This window comes from Maribacter sp. LLG6340-A2 (assembly GCF_045057105.1).
Classification (GTDB): Bacteria; Bacteroidota; Bacteroidia; order Flavobacteriales; family Flavobacteriaceae; genus Maribacter.
In genome coordinates, this window is record NZ_CP159332.1 from 316697 (window position 1) to 336862 (window position 20166).

Here is a 20166-nt window from a genome sequence, read left to right on the forward strand (position 1 = left end):
TAATTAATAAAAATCCAGTTCTGCAATGGCAGCTTTATCTCCTTCACCAGCAATTTCATTGACTTGTAATTTTATATACCTAGCACTGAAATCCTTCTTAAAGGTATGATTTCTTTGGGTAGGGTCATTGATTAGATTACCAAAGGTAAAGCTGTCCTGTTTAACCCAAGATTTGCCATTCATACTAGAATAAATTGTACCTTTTTCTATCATACTATTTGATATAGAAGTGGGCGGTGTATATGCAAAAGCACTAAGCTGCAACTCCTCGCCTAAATCAAGTATAACATATTGTTCACTATCACTGTCCTGGGACTGCCAATAGGTGTTAGGGTTTTCATCAAAAAGCAGCTTGCCCTCATGCTTTTTCTGCGCACTACTTGTCGCTGTCAATTTCCAGGACATTTTTGGTACTCCAAACCTAAACGTAGCAATACTTCCTTTTTCCCCATTAATTATGGCAATAGCATTAACGATTCCTTTCCCAAATTGAAATGGTCCGGTAAATAATTGAGACGATTCCGTGGGTTCTTGTCCGTCCGTAGTATAATAAATCTGCATGCCTTTATTAAGATTTGCCCCAGCATTCTCCCCGTTTGGATTCCAACCAAAATCTGACATTTTAGGGACTATATTGACCTCTCCTTTACTATTTCTACTAAACTGTAATTGAGGTGGTCTGCTTTTAAAATAATGAGCAGAAATATGTTGTAATACGGGTATATATCTTGACTCTAGAATACGTAATCTTAGCTTGTTTGTCTCAACCTCTGGAAAACGTAAAATTCTTTTGTAACCAATATTGGTGGCATTGGCAATTTCTTGCCATTCCCCGTTTACCCAAGCATCCAGTGCATGTTTGGCTACACGTTCGCCATACAACTCAACATGTTCCTGAACTAGAAACCTATTGATCTTATTGGTCTTAGGTAAGGTTATCTCAACGATCGGTTCCTCATTATGCAATATTAAATGCGTTTTATTGTCCTGATCCAAAAGCTCTTTAGGTCCGTCAGCTCCTTCCAATAAACTTACCCCATAGGTCTCCTGTATTCTTTTTCCGGTTTCTTGTAATACTTGAACATCTTGATCGGAAAATTTACCTTCGCGGTTGGGAGGAATATTTAATAAAAATATTGAATTACCACCAACAGAACGTTCATATATATCAAAGACATCGTCCGTAGTTCTTACCTTTTGGTCGGTATCATCCCTATAAAACCATCCTTCCCTAATGGAGGTGTTGGTCTCTGCAGGCTGGTAGTGCAAGAACTTAGCGGCAACCAATTTTTTCATACTCCCAACATCTTCGTCCGTTATATCGGCAAAAAGGTTCATGGTTCTAGGGTCTTCTTCATAGGGCACAACGTTCCACTCGGTATCTCTTGTTGCCCCTGCTTCATTGCCGCACCAACGCGTACCTTCTTTTCCAAAAACTACTGCATTAGGTGCTAGGGCAGTTATTAATTTCTTCCAATCCCTATATTTATATTGCTGATTTCCTTTACGTTTGGGGTGGGCGCCATCAAACCAAACTTCATCTATTGGGCCATACTCCGTTAACAATTCAAACAATTGGTTTAAGAAATACTCATTATAATCATCCACTTCAAACTCAAAAGTGGTTTTATTTTCAAAAGGTCGTCCTTCTACCTTCCTAGGAATTGTACGTTTGGTATACTTACTTAAATTGCCATAAAGACCGGCAGGATTTTCTATTTGATATAAATCTGCCGGTGATAAATATACCCCTAATTTAATTCCATATTTTTTACAAGATTCCGACAATTCTTTTACGACATCTCCTTTTCCATTTTTAAATGGAGAGGACATTACACCATGCTGTGTATACCTACTCTGCCATAATACAAAACCATCGTGATGCTTGGCGGTAATAATCACTTTTTTCATTCCTGCATCTTTCATGGCCTTACACCACTGGTCTGTATCCAGATTTTTTAAATTAAAGATTGATGGGTCTTCCATACCATTGCCCCATTCCATTCTACTAAAGGTATTGGGGCCAAAGTGTACAAAGGCGATAAATTCATCCTTTAGCGCCTCATATTGATTCTTTGACGGAATAATATGTGCTGCTTTTAATTTTACGGAATCCTCAATATCATTATTATCCAATGCCTTAGTATTCTCCGTGGGCAACACCAATGCCGATTTTGTTTTGGTGGAACAGGATGTAAACCAAATGAATACCGAAAGAACACTTAGAAAAGTACTATATTTTTTTAAAGCCATTATAGACATATCAATTCACTTTGAATATTAAGCATGTACATTTTGTACAGACATTTTCAAAACTAACAGAATATGATTATAAAAACCTACGCAAAGATGACCAAAAGCAATACTTTTTTTGCAAACGTAGGTATACTTAAATTTATTAGGCGATGGATTGAACGACATAATCTGAAGGCTAGCGCCTACTCACTTTTTGTTTCCAATTCTTTACATGAGATTGGATTTAGAGAATCCTAATGAACCCTCGTTGCAAATAAAAAAGGGAAGGCTATCGCCTACCCACTTTTTGTTTCCAATTCTTTACATGAGATTGGATTTAGAGAATCCTAATGAACCCTCATTGCAAATAACAAAGTAAAGGCTAGCGCCTACCCACTTTTTGTTTCCAATTCTTTGCATGAGATTGGATTTAGAGAATCCTAATGAACCCTCATTGCATATAACAAAGCGAAGGCTAGCGCCTACTCACTTTTTGTTTCCAATTCTTTACATGAGATTGGATTTAGAGAATCCTTATAAACCCTCGTTGCAAATAACAAAGCGAAGGCTAGCGCCTACTCACTTTTTGTTTTCAATTCTTTACATGAACTATGTTCATGACATCATTGAAAACAAAAAGTGAACTGCTTTCACAGTTCACTTTTCTATTTAGTCGGGATGACAGGATTTGAACCTGCGACCACTCGACCCCCAGCCGAGTGCGCTACCGGACTGCGCTACATCCCGAAAAAAAAGGATTGTTATAAAATTGCATTTTTATACGCTCCTAACAACTTAAAAATGGCTATAAGAACTTTGCTTCCAGATTACATTCTTAAATTGAGGTTGCAAAAATAAAAAAGTTAATCGGTTTCCAAACTATTAATCCAATCTAAAACCAATAAAGGCCATTTTCTTAATATTTCATTGTCCTTGGCCATTCCAAAACCATGTCCTCCTTTTTCAAACAGATACAATTGGCTTGGTTCTTTTGATTTTGCATTGTGCAGGGCATAAAAATACTCGCTATTGGCTACAGGTACTGCCTCATCATCCATTGCATGGATTAGATAAGTAGCCGGTGTTTGCTCATTAATATGCAATTCGCTTGAAAACTCCGTTAACATTTGCGCTGAAGGGTTCTTTCCCAGTAAATTTTCCCTAGAACCCATATGGGTTTTCTCGCCCATGGTTATTACGGGATAAAGCAACACCATAAAATCTGGCCTTGCACTTAAGCTATCCGCTTTATCTACATTCGCATATACCTTTTTGTTAAATTTTGTTCCAAGTGTTGATGCTAAATGTCCGCCTGCAGAGAACCCTATTATGCCTATGTTATTACTATCAAGGTTCCATTCTTTTGCCCTACTCCTTACCACGCGCATGGCTCTTTGGGCATCAATCAAAGGAACATTTTCTTTACTTGTTTGGGTTTCATCAGAAGGTAATCTATACTTGACCACAATACCTGCTATACCATGTTCTACCAAAAATTTAGCGACAGCGGTTCCTTCCCAATCATAGGCCAAAATTCCATAACCACCTCCAGGAAAAATCAACATTGCCTTTCCAGTTGCTTTTGATTCATCCGGCAAAAAAACTTCTAGGGTTGGTTGTTGTACCTTGCTAATTCTCAATATATCCGTATACTCTTGAACCTCCTGTATATTGGTTTCTTTTTGGTTTGGTATTTGATTCTCTGGCCATAGTTCAATTATCCGCTCTTGTGTAACACAGCTATGAATACTACTCATAAAAAATATACCAAATACAGCTTTTAAAACACTACATCTCATTGCAGTCCCATTTAAAATTGGCAATTGGGTCTTTTGATGCTCCCTGTAGATTATAATGCCACCACTCGGTTCGTGTAGACCAAAACCCATAGGTCTCCATGGTTTCTTTTAATAACTTTCTATTGTCAAGAATTTCTTGGGGTAGGTCAAAATTATCATGGTAGGCGCGTTTGCCAAAGAAATCAAAATCGGTTCCCATATCTAATTCTTCGCCATTCAAGGTCACCAAAGTTATATCTACCGCTCCGCCTTTGTTATGTATAGAGCCTTTTACGGGATTGGCTACATACTGTGGATTAGGTACTATCTTCCACATTTTGTACTGAACGGAATTTGGTCTGTAACAATCAAAGAATTTTATTTTTACCCCATGTTTTTTAAATGCTTCATTTGCCTTCAATAAGGCTTTGACCGTTTTGGCCCTAGTATAACACTCGCCACATTCATACACTTGCTCCTTTAAAAAATTATTTGCCGTGGCATATCTTAAATCATATGCAAAACCATCACTATAGTCTGCCAAACGTACAAATGTAGTATCGGCCACACCTTTTAAGCTTTTTAATACCGGTTTGGCGTTATTAACTTTTGCCTCAACCATAGTATCGATTTTTGTTTCCTTTTCTTGTTTTTTTACAGTAATTGTACCTGCTTTTTTATGCTCTTCCTTACAACTTACCACCAACATGAAAATGGCCACTAGCCGTAACCCAAACCCTTTTCTGATAAACATGATTAAAATAATTTGTGCTTGAAGATACAGATTTTTAATATTTAGCCCTGTAATCAGTCAATAAACAACCTTAAATAGAATCATTAAAAGAATTGGTTCAACCTATAAGCCAAAGGGGTAGTTAATAGATTTAATTGGAGTAATAATTATCATATTTATAACAGAAATATTTTAATCTAGACTTTTAAATGCTATACGTATTATTTATTCTGAAGTACCTCACTATCCTTAAATCCAATACGCTCAGCTTTTGCTTCAAATTTTATTTTTTTTGGTAGAGGTTCTTTGTAAATAGACCACTTGGAGTCTTGTGGCACTTTCCAGACAATAGTTGCATCTGTACGTTCATTAAACAAATAAACGCCATCTTCTTTTTCTTGTATTTCCATAGGTGGCAACTTTGGCTGTTCCCCTTTTACCAACCAATTCTCTATTAATATTCTTTCATCTATTTCCCCTAAATCTTTGGTATTCTTAACCCAATCCTTAAGTAGGGCTCTATACCTGTCTATTGAATATTTGTATGCCGGGACCAATGCTAAATTGTGTAGTTCCTTAGGGTCTTTTTGCAGGTCATAAAACTCTTCTACAGGCTTGTCTTTCCGCATCCATATAGAAGATAAGCCAGACAATTCTTTTAGGCTATCTAACCTATTCAATTCTTGCATAACACCCATTTGCTGCCTATAGGCAACCGGCAATGCCCTACTAATATTCGTGTTATAATTTTTTATGTACTTAAATCTATTGGACCTAACAGCTCGTAACCGATCATAAAGTTCATCAAACCTATCTGCCGTATGAAAACTATATTTAGGTTTTCGCTGTTCCTCATACTCCCCAAATTGAGCAATTCCTTGCATAACTTTTGGTGGGTCAATACCGGCAATGGACAATACCGTTGGCGCCAAATCTATAAAACTTAATATACGCTCATCTATACTGCCCGCATTCTTGTTTTTAGGAAATTTAATGACCATGGGCACTTTTAAACCAGTATCGTACAATGCTCTTTTATACCGTGGAAACGGACCACCATGATCCCCATAAAAGAAGATATAGGTATCGTTGTATAAACCGTCTGACTTCAATTGGTCCAAAATTTTTCCTATTTGATTATCCAATCTTTTAAGGTTACTGTAATTTACGGCAAGATCATGCCGTACTATTTCCGTATCGGGAAAATATGGTGGCACCGTTACGTCTTTTGGACTTACATAAAGTGTGTCTTTACTTCTGGCCCATATTTGGGATTCATGACACACCGAAAAATTAAAAACGCTAAAAAATGGCTGACCTACAGAACGGTTACGCCAACTATGCGTATTACTAGATTCATCCCAAGCAGCATCGGTCTTCTCAAAGTTATAATCTTCTTTAGGCCCGTTTGATGTGTAGTAACCAATTTTTCTTAGGTATTCGGTAAACATTTTAACTCCATCGGGTACCAATGGAGAATAGCTGGGAATATTGATACTTGGTTCGTTATCACCATTAGCATAGGCATTATATGTTCGCATATTGTGGGTTCCCAAAGTTGAGGGATACATTCCAGTAATAATAGCGCTACGGGCCGGTGCACAAACCGCAACGGGAGATACTGCATTAGTAAAAACAACCCCATCTGCCGATAAGGACTCTAAATTAGGCAAGGATTGTATAGAATCCCCATACATAGGAAACCAGTCTGGTGATTGATCCTCTGCAACCAGCCATACAATATTAGGTCTAGAATCTCCTTTAACGCCTTCCGTTGCCTTTTGACAAGAAAACAACAGCATATTCATTACTAAAAATACAAACCATCTCATAGTATTAAATATAAAGAAAAAACCTCCTATTTAATTAAAAATAGAAGGTTTCGCCTTTAGTTGGTAGTTGGTTTACTTTAAGCTTTTTAAATACTCTAAGCTTTTAGGCACTTGGGTAACCACATTAGAAGATTCATCTTCTATGAACATATATTCTATACCCAATTCTTTTGCTTCTGCCACTATACCTGCTATATCTATTTGTCCAGAACCTAATACAACATTGGTTTCATCATCTTCATGACCTGTATTATTACCTTCTACACCTTTTTCCATATCCTTTAAATGCAGTAAAGTAATTTTCTTAGGATATTTCTTCATCAGTGCCAAAGGGTCTTCACCTCCATGTTGTGCCCAAAATACATCCAGTTCAAATGTATAGCTCGTTGCATTCTTGGCCATATAATCAAACAAAGTACCATTTTTATAGGGTCTAAATTCATAGCCATGTGGATGATAAACCAAAATAAGTCCGCTTTTCTTTAGCTTTTTTCCCGCTTTGTTGAACACTTCCCCGGCATGTTTGGTTTCTTCCAAGGCCCATTTATTACCTTCATGGGGTACCCATGCGCACATGACATATTTGGCGCCAAAATCCTTGGCTTCCTTAACAACTTTATCCACATTATTTTCCAAGTCCTCAAAACTGGCACCTATACTGACCATTTCTAATTTATGCTCAGCAAGTAATGCTTTATACTCATCCATTGGAAGATCATAGGTACCACCACCTTCTATCTTAGTAATGCCCCACTCGTTGATCAAACCTAGTGTATTGGCAACATCTACCTTAAACTGGTTTCTAAGACTATACAATTGAAGTCCTACTTCCTGTGCTTGTGCCAAATATCCGCAACTTAACAGAAGGGTGGCAATAATTATTTTCTTCATGGTTTAATCCTTTTATGTAAGTAAATTGCCTTCATCATCCCACTCGGCAATGACATTTCTTTTGCTTTGGTCTACACATTTGGCGATCCATTCCGGATCATAGGCAACACCGTGTTGATCCAGTACATCTTGTGGAACGCCGTCCCAAACATTAGGGGTATTACCCTTGTAGCCCAAGTCCGCAATACCCACCTCTGAGGTATAGTACCCTGTAACCGTAAGACCTCTCATAGTGTAGAAAAATTGAATTTCCAAAGGTTGTTCGCTCAAAGGTTTTTCCGTATCATGCCAGCATATTTCGTCACAAATCTGCTTTTTCTGTTCTAAGGTTGCCGATTTAAATTCAGTTCCAAACTCGGTATTACTTTTATGGTCCAACCACATTAGACCTCCAAGCAGTGTAGGAGCCATTTCCGGAATATCTTTCCCCATAAATTCCACCAATTCCGGTACACCGGCCTCTATTGGTCCGCCATGCGGTTCTTTAGGAGGAAGTATTACGACTGCCAATGCGGCTATTGTTTCCATCTCATGCTCGTTGAACAATTGTTCTGCATTCAATTTTTCTATACGTTCCAATTCGGCAGGCGTTCTACCAAAATATTTTTCGGTACTGGTAGTGATGGTTTCGTCTATAGACTCGCCATTTTCAGTCTTACAGGAATTGAACACCAATCCGCTACCTGCAGCGGCACCACCAAGTATTAGGGTTTGTAAACTCTTTCTTCTATCCATCTTCTAAATATTTTGTGCCTTTAACTGTTCTATAATATAATCCGATGCTCTCCATGAAAGTGCCATAATGGTCCAAGTACAGTTTTTATCCGCTTGAGATACAAATACACCTGCATCCACTATAAACACATTATCTACATCATGCAATTGCTGAAATTTATTGGTTACCGACGTTTTTGGGTCATCACCCATTCTAGTGGTACCGACTTCATGGATAATCTCACCGGGTTTATGTAAACCGTAGTCTTGGTCCTTACCAGGTTTCTCCCCTAAATAATGTCCGCCCATGTTATGGATGATTTCCTCAAAAGTATCATGCATATGTTTTGCCTGGTTTCTTTCGTATTGCGACCATTTATAGTTGAATTTCAATACCGGAATACCATACTGATCAACCGTGGTTGGATCAATCTCACAATAATTGTCATAGCTAGCAAGACCTTCTCCCCTGCCACCAAATCCTATGACAGAACCATAGTACTTCTTAACATCGTCCCGTAAACTATCTCCGTATCCTCCAGACTTTAGTCCAAAATATTTATTCATTGCATTTGGATCCCAGCCAAAACCATAATTAGGCTGACCCATTCCGCCCCAGACCTCTATATGATATCCTCTAGGGAAATCCAGCTTGGAATTGTCTCCCCACCAAGGCGAGTACACGTGCATACCCCCTACACCATCTTCATTATAAGATGTTTTACGGTTCATTAACCCCGGTATTACGCCAGCAGCACTTGCACCGGTAGAATCATGTAAATATCTACCAACAAGGTTACTACTATTTCCTAATCCGTTAGGATGTTGTTTACTTTTAGAATTTAAAAGAATACGTGCAGAGCTACATGCAGATGCGGCCAAGACCACAACCTTGCCCCTAAGCTTGTATTCTTTTCTATCCTCTTTATTGATATAAGACACACCTGTAGCCTTACCTTCCTCATTGGTCGTTATTTCACGGACCATGGCATTAACGAACAATTTTACTTGGCCACCACTCTTTTGTGCCGGGAATATTAAACAGCTACCTGCTGAGAAATCCGCATAAATTTGACAAGATCTACCACATTGTCCACAATAAAAACAAACCCCACGATCTTCATTGATACGCTTGGTCAACATTGAAAGTCTACCAGGTATGACCGGTATATTGGATTTTTTTGCTCCGTTGATATAGAAAAGCTCATGCAACCTTGGTTTTGGGGGAGGAAGAAAAAATCCGTCAGGATCATTTTCCCTGCCTTCATTGGTCCCAAAAACCCCAATAAGTTTGTCCAATTTGTCATAATATGGCTTTACATCCTCATAACCTATTGGCCAATCATCTCCATGACCGTCCCTAGTTTTGCCTTTGAAATCCTTAGGTCCAAAACGTAAGGAAATACGACCCCAGTGGTTGGTTCTACCACCAAGCATTCTAGCACGCCACCATTTAAATTCAGTTCCTTCGGCATGGGTATACGGCTCACCCTCAACTTCCCAATCGCCCCAGGACATATCCCATTCTCCAAAGGCACGGGTAGTACCGGCACCCCTTCTTGGAGAATCATACGGTTGTTTTAACTGGGTCATTGTTTTTGGGTCTGCAGGATCAAAAAACGGTCCTGCCTCTACAACAGCTATATTTAGGCCGGCATCTGCCAACTGTTTGGTTGCCATACCACCACCGGCTCCTGAACCGACTATGATGACATCATAAATTTCTGAGGATTCTTTTATCTGCATAATCTTTCTATTTGTTCAAGCATACAATGTAAATATTAATAAAAAATTTAAGTACGTTTTTAGCTGAATAACCTAATATGTTCTACAGGCGTCTGCTTTCCTAATGCTATTGTCACCTAATTAATCTTGTTTTCATTCGCTCGTAAAGGTAGATGCAGGTAGGCCTGCTGCATTAAAAAGAGCACCTATGTCCGTACTTTTCCAAGCATAACGAACATGAACAGGTGTTTTAACCTGTTTTGCAAGTACCCTGACCATATTGTTTTTTAATTTTGCCTTAGCAGGATACCATACCCCATTTTGATCACTAATTTCAAAATGGTCAAGTGGTCTGCCCTTAACAAACATACCTTCGTTATTTTTAAAATGAATATTTATAGCATTTCCATCAACCTCTTTAAAATCAAATAACGGCCCGTAAACTTCTTCATCCAATTTATTGTAATAATTTTTAAGGGCTATTTTAGCGAGCCTTAAACCTACATCCTGTTTGTTTTGTGGATGTATATCATCTATTGTACAAATATCACTGGTCATTGCCATTCCGGTATTCTTTAAGGACAAGGTTCTACGCTGTTGATCCCTTACGATACCTCCTTCATAGGTACCACCATACTGAAAGGGTGCAATTTGTACAAAGTAAAATGGAAAATCATATTGCCATGCAGTTCTCCACGAAGTAATCATGTTTGTAAAAAGTTTTTGGTATGTGGATGCGTTCGCTGTATTGGACTCTCCCTGATACCATAATACTCCCGTAATCTTAAAATCAGAAAGTGGGGCGATCATAGCATTATAAAGAACGGATGGCGCTATGGTAACCCATTTATTTGGCGCTATTAATTCATGGGCCTTTACCAAATCTGGATGCGAGGCAAAAACCTCTTTTGGTGTCCAAACCTCTGCACAGGATGCACCCCAAGAAGCATCGATCAAGCCTACGGGTATATTTAATTCCGATGTCACCTTTTTCGCAAAAAAATACGCTACGGCACTAAAATTGGGCATCGTTTCCGTAGTACAAGCCTCCCACGTACCCGCCACATCATCCAAAGGATAATCTGCCGTTCGTTTTTCTACGGTAAATAACCGTATTTGATCATTATCCGCATTGGCAATTTCAAATTCCTTATTATTTATAGTGCTGTTGGCGCTCCACTCCATATTACTTTGGCCAGAGCAAAGCCAGACTTCGCCGATCAAAACTTGGGTAAATACTATTTCATTTTCCTTACCTATAAATTTAATGGTATAGGGGCCCCCGGCTTTTGGCGTGTTTACAGATATCTTCCATTTGGCATCATTGCCTGTTTTTACGTGAACGGATTTATTGTTCCAGCTCGTAAATATTTCAAATTCTTCATTGGGGTTGGCCCAACCAAAAAGCTGTACTTCTGTTTCACGTTGTAGCACCATTTTATCCGAAAAAATTTTCGGTAAGGTAATTTCCGCTTGTACAAAGGTTGATGAACAGATAAAAATCAATAAGAAAAAAAATCGCATTGAATCATTAAAAATGTTAACAGATTTAAATATAAGCAATAATTCATCTTATTTTTTAAATCTAATTAATAACTACATACTTTTTATTGGTAATTTCATTTTAAAGAAACCATTCAATAATACACACCTATTTAATAAATACTTGCTCATGTCCGATAGCCTTCAACGCCGAAATTTTATAAAAGCCGCTTCAGCATCCTTGCTCCTATCGTCCTTTGGAACCTATGGATTTGAATTTTTTAAGGATGAACGTCCCAAAAAAGTGGGACTAATTGGTACAGGTTGGTACGGCACAAGTGATGTATTACGTTTAATTCAAGTAGCCAACGTAGAGGTAAACGCTCTTTGCGATGTTGATTCCATTTTCTTGGAAAACACGGCCAAATTAGTAGCTCAAAGACAAAAAAACGGACAAAAACCTAAGTTATTTACGGACTATAGAAAAATGCTCAACGCCATGGACTTTGATATTGTTCTCATTGGTACTCCTGACCATTGGCATGCGCTCATGTGTATAGCCGCCTTAAAAGCCGGAGCTCATGTTTATGTGCAAAAACCCATTAGCGTAGATGTCATGGAAGGAGAAGCTATGGTGGCTGCTGCTAGAAAATATAATAAAGTAGTACAAGTGGGCACACAGCGTAAAAGCACACCACATCTAATTTCAGTTAAAGAAGAGATTATTGATGCAGGATTGCTTGGCACCATTGGCCATGTTGATATGTGCTGTTATTATCATATGCGTGCCAATGACAACCCGCCCCTACAGGAGGTACCTGACAGATTGGATTATGAAATGTGGACGGGACCGGCACCTATGCGACCCTATGACGGACTGCCCCATAGACGTTGGTGGCGAACGTTTAGGGAGTATGGTAATGGTATTACCGGAGATATGTGTGTACATATGCTAGATACCGTACGATGGATGCTTCAATTAGGTTGGCCAAACCGTATTTCTTCAAAAGGAGGGATATATGTTCAAAAAAATGGCAAATCAAATATATCCGATACACAAACGGCGGTATTTGAGTACGACAATTTTAATTGTAACTGGCAACACCGTACTTGGGGCAATGCAGCGGACCCTGAGTACCCTTGGGCATTTAAGATCTATGGGGAAAAAGGTGTTCTTAAGGCCGATGTGATGAAGGCAGAATTTATTCCCGCCAATGGTGATGCCCCTAAGAAATTTGAAGTCTTATACGAACGTGACACCTACCCTGAAGACCTAAATGAAAAAGATATTGAACTACATGCCGCACCGGCTACCCGAAGACATATGCTCAACTTTCTAAACGCAATACAAAACAACACCAGACCAATTGCAGATATAGAAGAAGGTCATATTTCCTCTGCAAGTTGCATTTTGGCCAACTTATCCATGGATCTTAATAGGCCTTTGGTTTATGACCCTAAAAGTAAAAGGATATTGAATGATCCAGAAGCCACTCAACTTTTGCAACGTTCTTATAGAGGGCCATGGAAGCATCCTTATCCAGATACTATTTAATTACTGCAATTTTTTAGTAGAGTCCCTTACCAATAAACTAGTCTTTACCGTTTTTGTCTCATAAGGCAATCCCGGGTTTACTATTCTATTGATCAAAAGTTTTGCGGTGAGTTCACCTATATATTTTCCATGTTGACTAACCATGGTGAGTGATGGGGTTACATATTTGGATAATTGACCATTGGTGAAACCAATTATGGAAATATCATTAGGAACATTATAGCCCCTAGCCTTTACAATTTCCAAAACCTTGACGGCGGTAATCTCATCAAAGCCAATAATACCTTCTATGGTTTTATAATTTAATAAAAAGGACATGAGTAGATCTAGATCGTCCTTGGGCGTTAGGTTCATTAGCAATTTGGCATCAAACGGAATTTTAAATTCTTCCAATGCCTTTTTATACCCTAACAACCTTAATTTACCAACACTTGAACTACCTGTTGGGTTTACGACCGCAATGTTAGTACAGCCTATATTTATTAAATGCTTGGTGGTTTTGTAACCTGCTTCAAAATCGTCTACAACTACCTTGTCACAATCCAAAGCATCTGTTACCCTATCAAACAAGACAACAGGAATATCATTATTTATAACATCGGCCAACGCATCATGCTTATTTTCATTTTGTGTTTCTTCCGCCAATGAAATGATCAGTCCATCTACCGTACCCGAATCAAAAAAATCCAAGGTCTTACTTTCCTTTTCACTAGATTCATCGCTTATACAACTAATGATATTGTACCCGTTTTCATTGGCCACTTTTTCAATACCGTAAAGCACTTGAACAAAAAAGTAATTAAGGATATTGGGTACCACCACTCCAATGGTTTTGGTACTTCTATTTAAGAGGTTAAGCGCTAACCTATTTGGTTTATAGTGCTTGGCTTTTGCATATTCCTGAATTTTGGCCTTTAGCTCGGCACTAATTTCATGACTATCGTTCACAGCTTTGGAAACTGTTGAGATAGAAACCTTAAAATGCCCCGCAATGTCCTTTAACGTAACTTTCTTCATGCATTTATTGATTTATATGAACCTACTGCAAACTTAGCAAACCTTTTACACCAAAAAGCAAACTGTCCCAAAGGAAAACCATGGGACAGTAGGCTATTTTACAATTCAACCGACCCCTCTACCAACATATGTTATGCCAATATTAGGGATTGATAAATTATATATATTGGTTGATGATATTCTCGAACAACTCTTGTTTACCACTCTGCAATGTTAACTCTCCATTCTCCTTTGCAATATTGTAAAGGTCGGTGAAATCCAGTTTTCCATTTTCAAAATCTTTTCCTTTTCCAGCGTCAAAAGAACTATATCTTTTTTCTCTTAAAGCGTTGTAAGCCGATGAAGAAATAATCTTGGCCGCAGTTATCAATGCCCTTGCAAATGTATCCGCTCCGCCAATGTGGGCCAAGAACACATCTTCAAGATCAGTACTGTTTCTTCTGATCTTGGCATCAAAATTTACACCACCACCTTGCAATCCGCCAGCGGCCAAAAATACCAACATCGCTTCTGTAGTTTCTTGAATATTGTTAGGGAATTGATCGGTATCCCATCCGTTTTGATAATCACCTCTATTTGCATCTAAACTGCCCAACATCCCTGCTTTGGCGGCAACGGCCAATTCATGTTGAAATGTGTGCTGAGCCAAAGTTGCGTGATTTACCTCAATATTCATTTTAAAGTCTTTATCCAGGCCATACTCTCTCAAGAAACCAATTGCCGTAGCAGAATCAAAATCATACTGATGCTTCATAGGCTCCATTGGCTTAGGCTCAATAAAGAAATTACCTTTAAACCCTTGTGAGCGGGCATAATCTCTAGCCATGGCCAAAAATTGACCCATGTGGTCCAATTCACGACCCATGTCCGTATTCAATAAGGACATATATCCTTCACGACCTCCCCAGAATACGTAATTTTCACCACCTAGAGCTATGGTTGCATCCAAGGCCAATTTAATTTGGCCACCGGCCCTTGCCAAAACATTAAAGTCTGGATTTGTGGCAGCACCGTTCATATATCTTGGGTTAGAAAAGCAGTTGGCAGTACCCCAAAGTAATTTTTTTCCAGATGCTTTTTGCTTCTCCTTTAAATACTCGGTTATGGTTGCCAATCTTTTTTCCGACTCTGCAAATGTAGGCGCTTCCTGAATTAAATCGAAATCATGAAAGCAGTAGTAATCAAATCCTATTTTTTCAAAAAACTCAAAAGCGGCATCGGCCTTATCCTTTGCGGCCTGCACTGGGTCAGATGATTTATCCCACTCAAAATTCTGGGTTCCAGGACCAAAAGGATCAGACCCTTGACCACAGAATGTATGCCAATATGCCGTAGAGAACTTAAAATGTTCTTTCATGGTCTTACCGGCAACTACTTGCTCTGGATTATAGTATTTAAAAGCCAAAGGATTATCAGATTCCTTTCCTTCAAACTTAATTTTATCTATTCCTTTAAAATATTCCTTGTTTGCCATTATGTTAATTTTACTTGTTGTTTATTATTAATTCCAATTCTTTTTTCCATGCCAAATACGCTTTTTCAAACGCCTTTTTGTCTTCTTGCGGACTAAAGGTCATTACGTAATCATTTTCTAAAATTGCTTTTCCGTAGGCTTCAAAATCCCCTTTATGTAAATTTGCCGCCCTAGCTGCACCGATTGCTCCGGTAGTGTTATATATTTCGATATCATAACCAATTAAAGTAGCTACCGTATTGGAAAATATTTCTGACCTAAATAAGTTGTCGTTCCCTGCACGCATTACGTTAACCTTTATACCGTCTGACTTCATGATTTCCATACCGTACACAAAGGAAAAAGCAATACCTTCCAAAGCTGCCCTACACAAATGCCCTTTACCATGATTATTCAAGTTCAAATTAAGAATCCTGGTGCCAACATCCTGATTTTTAAGCATTCTTTCCGCTCCATTACCAAACGGAATCAATGCTACACCATCTGAACCTATAGGTACGTCATTGGCAAGCTTGTTCATTTCATCATAGGAGGTTACATTTAGGTTGTTCAACAACCAACGGTACTGAATTCCCGCCCCATTAATACATAACAATTTACCTATTCTAGCAGGCTGCCCCGGCGTATAGTTGACGTGGGCAAAATTGTTTACCCTGGAACTTTCCTTCACTGATAAATTATCCGTAACCGCATATACCACACCAGAAGTACCGCCCGTGGCCGCTACCTCACCGGGTTTAAAAACATTTAACGTCAATGCATTGTTAGGCTGGTCTCCCGCTCTATATAAAATTGGCGTATCTATAGATATGCCACTTTCCAATGATCCTTTTTCATTCACCTTGGATTGTACTGAAAATGTATCTACGATATCCGGAATCAACTCTTTGTCCAAACCATAATGGTCCAATACCAATTGGGCAATGTCATCGTTCTTAAAATCCCAAAAAATACCTTCGGACAATCCTGATACCGTGGTATTTACCACACCAGATAATTTATAGGCTATATAGTCACCAGGTAGCATGATCTTATAGATTTTAGCATACACTTCCGGTTCATTCTCTTTTACCCATTTTAATTTAGAAGCCGTAAAATTTGCAGGTGAGTTTAATAAGTGAGTATCACATACCTCTTCCCCAATGTCTCCATATGCTTTTTGTCCAATTTCAACTGCCCTACTATCGCACCAAATAATTGATTCTCGCAAAGGATTTCCATCGCTATCTATTACCACCAATCCGTGCATTTGATAGGAAATACCAATACCGGAAATATCCGTTGTATTAATCTGATATTCCTTGCTTAAGCGTTTTATTCCACTACACACATATGCCCACCAATCTTCTGGTCTTTGTTCTGCCCAGCCATTTTTAATGGCCTGCATGGACATTTCTGTTTCCGGTTCGGTAACAACACCAATACTCTTGCCCGTAGCAGCTTCCACTAGCGCAATCTTAATTGATGAACTTCCTATATCTAATCCTAAATGATACATATTATGTTGTGAGTTGATTTTAGCCTTTATAAGTTAAACCAAAAATAACTACAATTGGGTCCTTATCATGTTTATGAGCACGAAAATAAATAGTTACAATAAGAAAATAATAGTAATTAAAATAAAAAAACCCAAAATAAACAACTGATTATCAGTTGTTTATTTTGGGTTTAACCATTCGAAAATTATCGAAAGGGTTTTCGTAAAACGCTATTTCCTTAGCAAATCATCTAATATTCCTCTAACTGGTTCTGCAAAGTTTCCAGTTTGGTCAACGCTTCTGATTTAGAGTTTACATCTAATTTTAAATAGATATTCTGAATATGGAAATTTACCGCACTTGGTGTTACAAAAAGTTTTTCCGCAATCATCTTATAAGTGGCCCCTTGACATAAAAAGTCCACAATTTGGTTCTCACGCTCAGAGAAAAACGCAAATGTTCTTTTATGAAAGTTGCTGATGAATTTTTTTACAATATCATTGCTCATTGCCGCACCTTCTTTTTCTATACTGCTTAAGGCATGTTCTAACTTATCTAAAGTCAAAGGTTTGGTCAAATATCCGTTTGCTCCTTTCTTGAAAGCTCTTTTAATTACATCAAAATCATTGATCTCACTGAACATGATGATTTGAATGCCCCATTTTTTTTTCTTGAATAATTTAATGGCGTCTATTCCACTAAGGTCTTCCAAGTCAATTTCTGTTAATACTATTTGAGGCTGAGTGTGTTTAAAATCCTTTAAAGCAAGGTTGGCGGAAGCATAAGTTCCAACTAGTTCATAATTTTCCAATGCATCAAAATGGTTTTTGTAAACAATATGCATTGAGCTGTCTCTTTCCAAGATTATTATTCGAGTCTTTGTATTTTTCATTTTTTCCAATATTTAATGATGTCATGCTGGGAGCTGCATAACAAAATGGTAGTTTTAAATAGTTTTAGAAATCTAAATACGTGCTGAAAAGTTAACAATAAGTACTATACATCCTTTTAACCTAAATAAGGCAAAAAACCTGATAAAGTTTATTAAGAAATATCTTATAGAAAACTGAACTGAAGCAGTTATTTAAATTTCGTTGAACATTATAAATCTAGCTATTGAGTTGCCAAGATTTAAAATTGTACACATTAAAGCTTAAATTAATTTTTGGAAAAATAAATTCTGAAAAGCGTTCAGAAATTGAAAAATTACGATGATAGAAATCGCTTGAAAATAGTAGGTAATTGTTTTTCATGGTTTTGGGGGGATTTGGGGTTAAACAATGTTTACAATTAGTTTGTTTTGAGCAATATAGCTCAAAATATAATATGATCGTTAAAAGTATAGGAATTTTCGTTCAAATGCACAATTTTAATTAAAAACGATACCGTTCATCGATATTTTTTAATCTTTAAAGGAAGTATTTAACGGCAACATCACTACAAAAAAAAGGAGGGGCACCCGTTATCCCCCCGGACAACACCCCTCCTTTTATTGACAATTTAAATCAATCATAAATCCCCGTAATCTAAATCATACTATTTAATACTCATAATCATCATCTTCAAATGTATTGGACACGGTTGCAGTAGTTTCATTTACCTGCATGATCCATTTTTCATCGTTATACTTACCGTTTAAATTTGTACTAGCGGCCATTTGCGCCTCATTCTTATAATCATAGTCTGCCAAATACACATAGTAAAGTCCGTTTTCCTTATTATAAAACTGTTTAGGATTTAAACCCTTGGACCTTAAATCTTTCATAAAAGCATTTAGATATTTTGTCTGGCTATATACATTGGCAATAACATAATATCCAGAATTCATATCAATAACATCAGAATCTATAGTCATCTTAACGGGTAATTCTTTAAACGAAGCTCTTCTACTATTAGTATAAGCCGCCGTTGTTGGCGCATCTTTTTTAGGCTGCTCATTAGATACATAAGCCGTATTTTCCTCTGCACTAAAATCCTGTAATGAATTTTTTATCGTAGCATCAATATCATTTCTAAGCATCCTTACTATAAGGTCAAACCTTTCTTCAAAAGCTGCTATCCTTTCTTCTTCAATAGAATCTTGCCTCATGATCAGTTCATCTAAAACCATTTTATTCTGGTAAGCTAAATCTGTACTAGTGGCACTGTATGTTTCTTTAATATTGGTTTTGGTTTTACGAGATTTTCTAGCATTGTCACGCTCTTCAATAAGATGTGCAATCTGTTCCTCATAATTTCGTACAATATTATCTATTTGGTTATCTGAATCATTATTTGCCACCGTTATACCTAAATCATCATCCTTAAAGGTATAGGCCAATGTAATTTCATGGTTCCATCCCAAATTGGCATCTTGTTTTGCTATATCTTTTTCCATAAGATACCCTAAAGACATTTTCTCACTTAGATTAAAACCAAGTCCGGCTGATACACCATATTCCTGATCATAAGTGGTTTGGATCCATCCGTAGTTGGGCATATCCAACAATAAAGAACCAAAATAATACAGGCTATTGTCATAATTTTGACCTACTTGGACCATAGGCATGAACCTTGCATTTTCAAAAAGCCCTCTAGAATTCTTAAAGTCATGCGTATACTGCATGGAAGCTTTTACACTTTTAGTAGAAAAATCCGTTAGAAATTCATTTGTAGTTTGGTTGTATTTCACTAAATCTTCTGCATAAAGACCAAAATCAAACTTGCCCAATGATAAATTAATACCTGGCTGTACAGCTATTTTACTCTCTTTTCTAGCCTCGGAAAGTTCCGGATCTTCTTCACTTGTAACTATTCTGTTCTTATCTAAACCTTGATTAAAATAGGTGATATTGGTACCAAAGGTTAAGACAGATTTTTCTGCAAGACGCACTGATGTAGCATAGTTGGCATTAAAACCAAATTCTTGGACTACACCTGCCCATTGGCTATACACGCCAATACCTACGGCTGTATTGTCACTTAACTTATTACTGAAACCCAAGAAATAGTTTTGACTGTTGTCATCAAATGTGGCATATTGGTTTCTATGAAGAATATTTAAATACGATTTATTTTCCCGTACTAGCGAGTAGGTAGGATTTATAAAAAACCTATTGAAGTATAATTGGTTGTGGTATGTACTACTTGACCCAAGATTAGCATTGGTTTCCTGGCCTTTTACAGTCTGGATCAAAGCCAACAAGAACAAAGCAATAAGAAAACTATTGATTTTAAATGGACTTTCCATAACGTATGATTTTATGATTAAAG

At 37.6% G+C, this 20166-nt stretch carries 14 protein-coding genes and 1 tRNA gene; 1 reads left to right on the top strand and 14 read right to left on the bottom strand.

What is annotated here, in order from left to right; all coding sequences use genetic code 11:
* Nucleotides 1-3: 3 nt before the first annotated feature.
* The 9 genes from ABVM52_RS01380 to ABVM52_RS01420 all read right to left on the bottom strand — a co-directional run bounded on the left by ABVM52_RS01380 (nt 4) and on the right by ABVM52_RS01420 (nt 11432).
* Entirely contained in the window at nt 4-2253 is a 2250-nt protein-coding gene (locus tag ABVM52_RS01380) for an alpha-L-fucosidase (RefSeq protein WP_405382971.1), read from the bottom strand.
* Between the two features lie 655 nt (nt 2254-2908).
* Nucleotides 2909-2982: transfer RNA gene (locus tag ABVM52_RS01385), tRNA-Pro, on the bottom strand.
* Nucleotides 2983-3098: 116 nt separating this feature from the next.
* Nucleotides 3099-3992 (bottom strand): alpha/beta hydrolase, encoded by an 894-nt coding sequence (locus tag ABVM52_RS01390; RefSeq protein WP_405382973.1) that lies wholly within the window; start codon nt 3990-3992, stop codon nt 3099-3101.
* A gap of 31 nt (nt 3993-4023) precedes the next feature.
* Entirely contained in the window at nt 4024-4767 is a 744-nt protein-coding gene (locus ABVM52_RS01395; protein ID WP_405382975.1) for a M15 family metallopeptidase, read from the bottom strand.
* Between the two features lie 200 nt (nt 4768-4967).
* On the bottom strand, nt 4968-6578 hold the full coding sequence (locus ABVM52_RS01400) for a sulfatase (RefSeq protein ID WP_405382977.1): 1611 nt from the start codon (nt 6576-6578) through the stop codon (nt 4968-4970).
* Nucleotides 6579-6650: 72 nt separating this feature from the next.
* On the bottom strand, nt 6651-7469 hold the full coding sequence (locus ABVM52_RS01405; RefSeq protein WP_405382979.1) for a sugar phosphate isomerase/epimerase family protein: 819 nt from the start codon (nt 7467-7469) through the stop codon (nt 6651-6653).
* A gap of 12 nt (nt 7470-7481) precedes the next feature.
* Nucleotides 7482-8204, bottom strand: coding sequence for a gluconate 2-dehydrogenase subunit 3 family protein (locus tag ABVM52_RS01410; protein ID WP_405382981.1), 723 nt, complete (start codon nt 8202-8204; stop codon nt 7482-7484).
* 3 nt (nt 8205-8207) lie between these two features.
* Nucleotides 8208-9929: a GMC family oxidoreductase gene (locus ABVM52_RS01415; RefSeq protein ID WP_405382983.1), complete on the bottom strand. Its 1722-nt coding sequence runs from the start codon at nt 9927-9929 to the stop codon at nt 8208-8210.
* Nucleotides 9930-10061: 132 nt separating this feature from the next.
* Entirely contained in the window at nt 10062-11432 is a 1371-nt protein-coding gene (locus ABVM52_RS01420; protein ID WP_405382985.1) for a sialate O-acetylesterase, read from the bottom strand.
* A 148-nt stretch (nt 11433-11580) separates the two neighbouring features.
* Here ABVM52_RS01420 and ABVM52_RS01425 point away from each other — a divergent pair, with 148 nt between their 5' ends.
* A complete protein-coding gene (locus ABVM52_RS01425) occupies nt 11581-12945 on the top strand; it encodes a Gfo/Idh/MocA family protein (RefSeq protein ID WP_405382987.1) in 1365 nt (454 codons plus the stop codon).
* Here ABVM52_RS01425 and ABVM52_RS01430 read toward each other — a convergent pair whose 3' ends face one another.
* From ABVM52_RS01430 to ABVM52_RS01450, 5 genes are all read right to left on the bottom strand, one after another.
* Nucleotides 12946-13962: a LacI family DNA-binding transcriptional regulator gene (locus ABVM52_RS01430; RefSeq protein ID WP_405382989.1), complete on the bottom strand. Its 1017-nt coding sequence runs from the start codon at nt 13960-13962 to the stop codon at nt 12946-12948.
* A 157-nt stretch (nt 13963-14119) separates the two neighbouring features.
* On the bottom strand, nt 14120-15436 hold the full coding sequence (gene xylA, locus ABVM52_RS01435; RefSeq protein ID WP_405382991.1) for a xylose isomerase: 1317 nt from the start codon (nt 15434-15436) through the stop codon (nt 14120-14122).
* Nucleotides 15437-15446: 10 nt separating this feature from the next.
* On the bottom strand, nt 15447-16934 hold the full coding sequence (locus ABVM52_RS01440; protein WP_405382993.1) for a xylulokinase: 1488 nt from the start codon (nt 16932-16934) through the stop codon (nt 15447-15449).
* Between the two features lie 230 nt (nt 16935-17164).
* Nucleotides 17165-17806, bottom strand: a complete 642-nt coding sequence (locus ABVM52_RS01445) for a response regulator (protein ID WP_405382995.1) — start codon at nt 17804-17806, stop codon at nt 17165-17167.
* A gap of 648 nt (nt 17807-18454) precedes the next feature.
* A complete protein-coding gene (locus tag ABVM52_RS01450; protein ID WP_405382997.1) occupies nt 18455-20143 on the bottom strand; it encodes a PorP/SprF family type IX secretion system membrane protein in 1689 nt (562 codons plus the stop codon).
* Between the last annotated feature and the right edge of the window lie 23 nt (nt 20144-20166).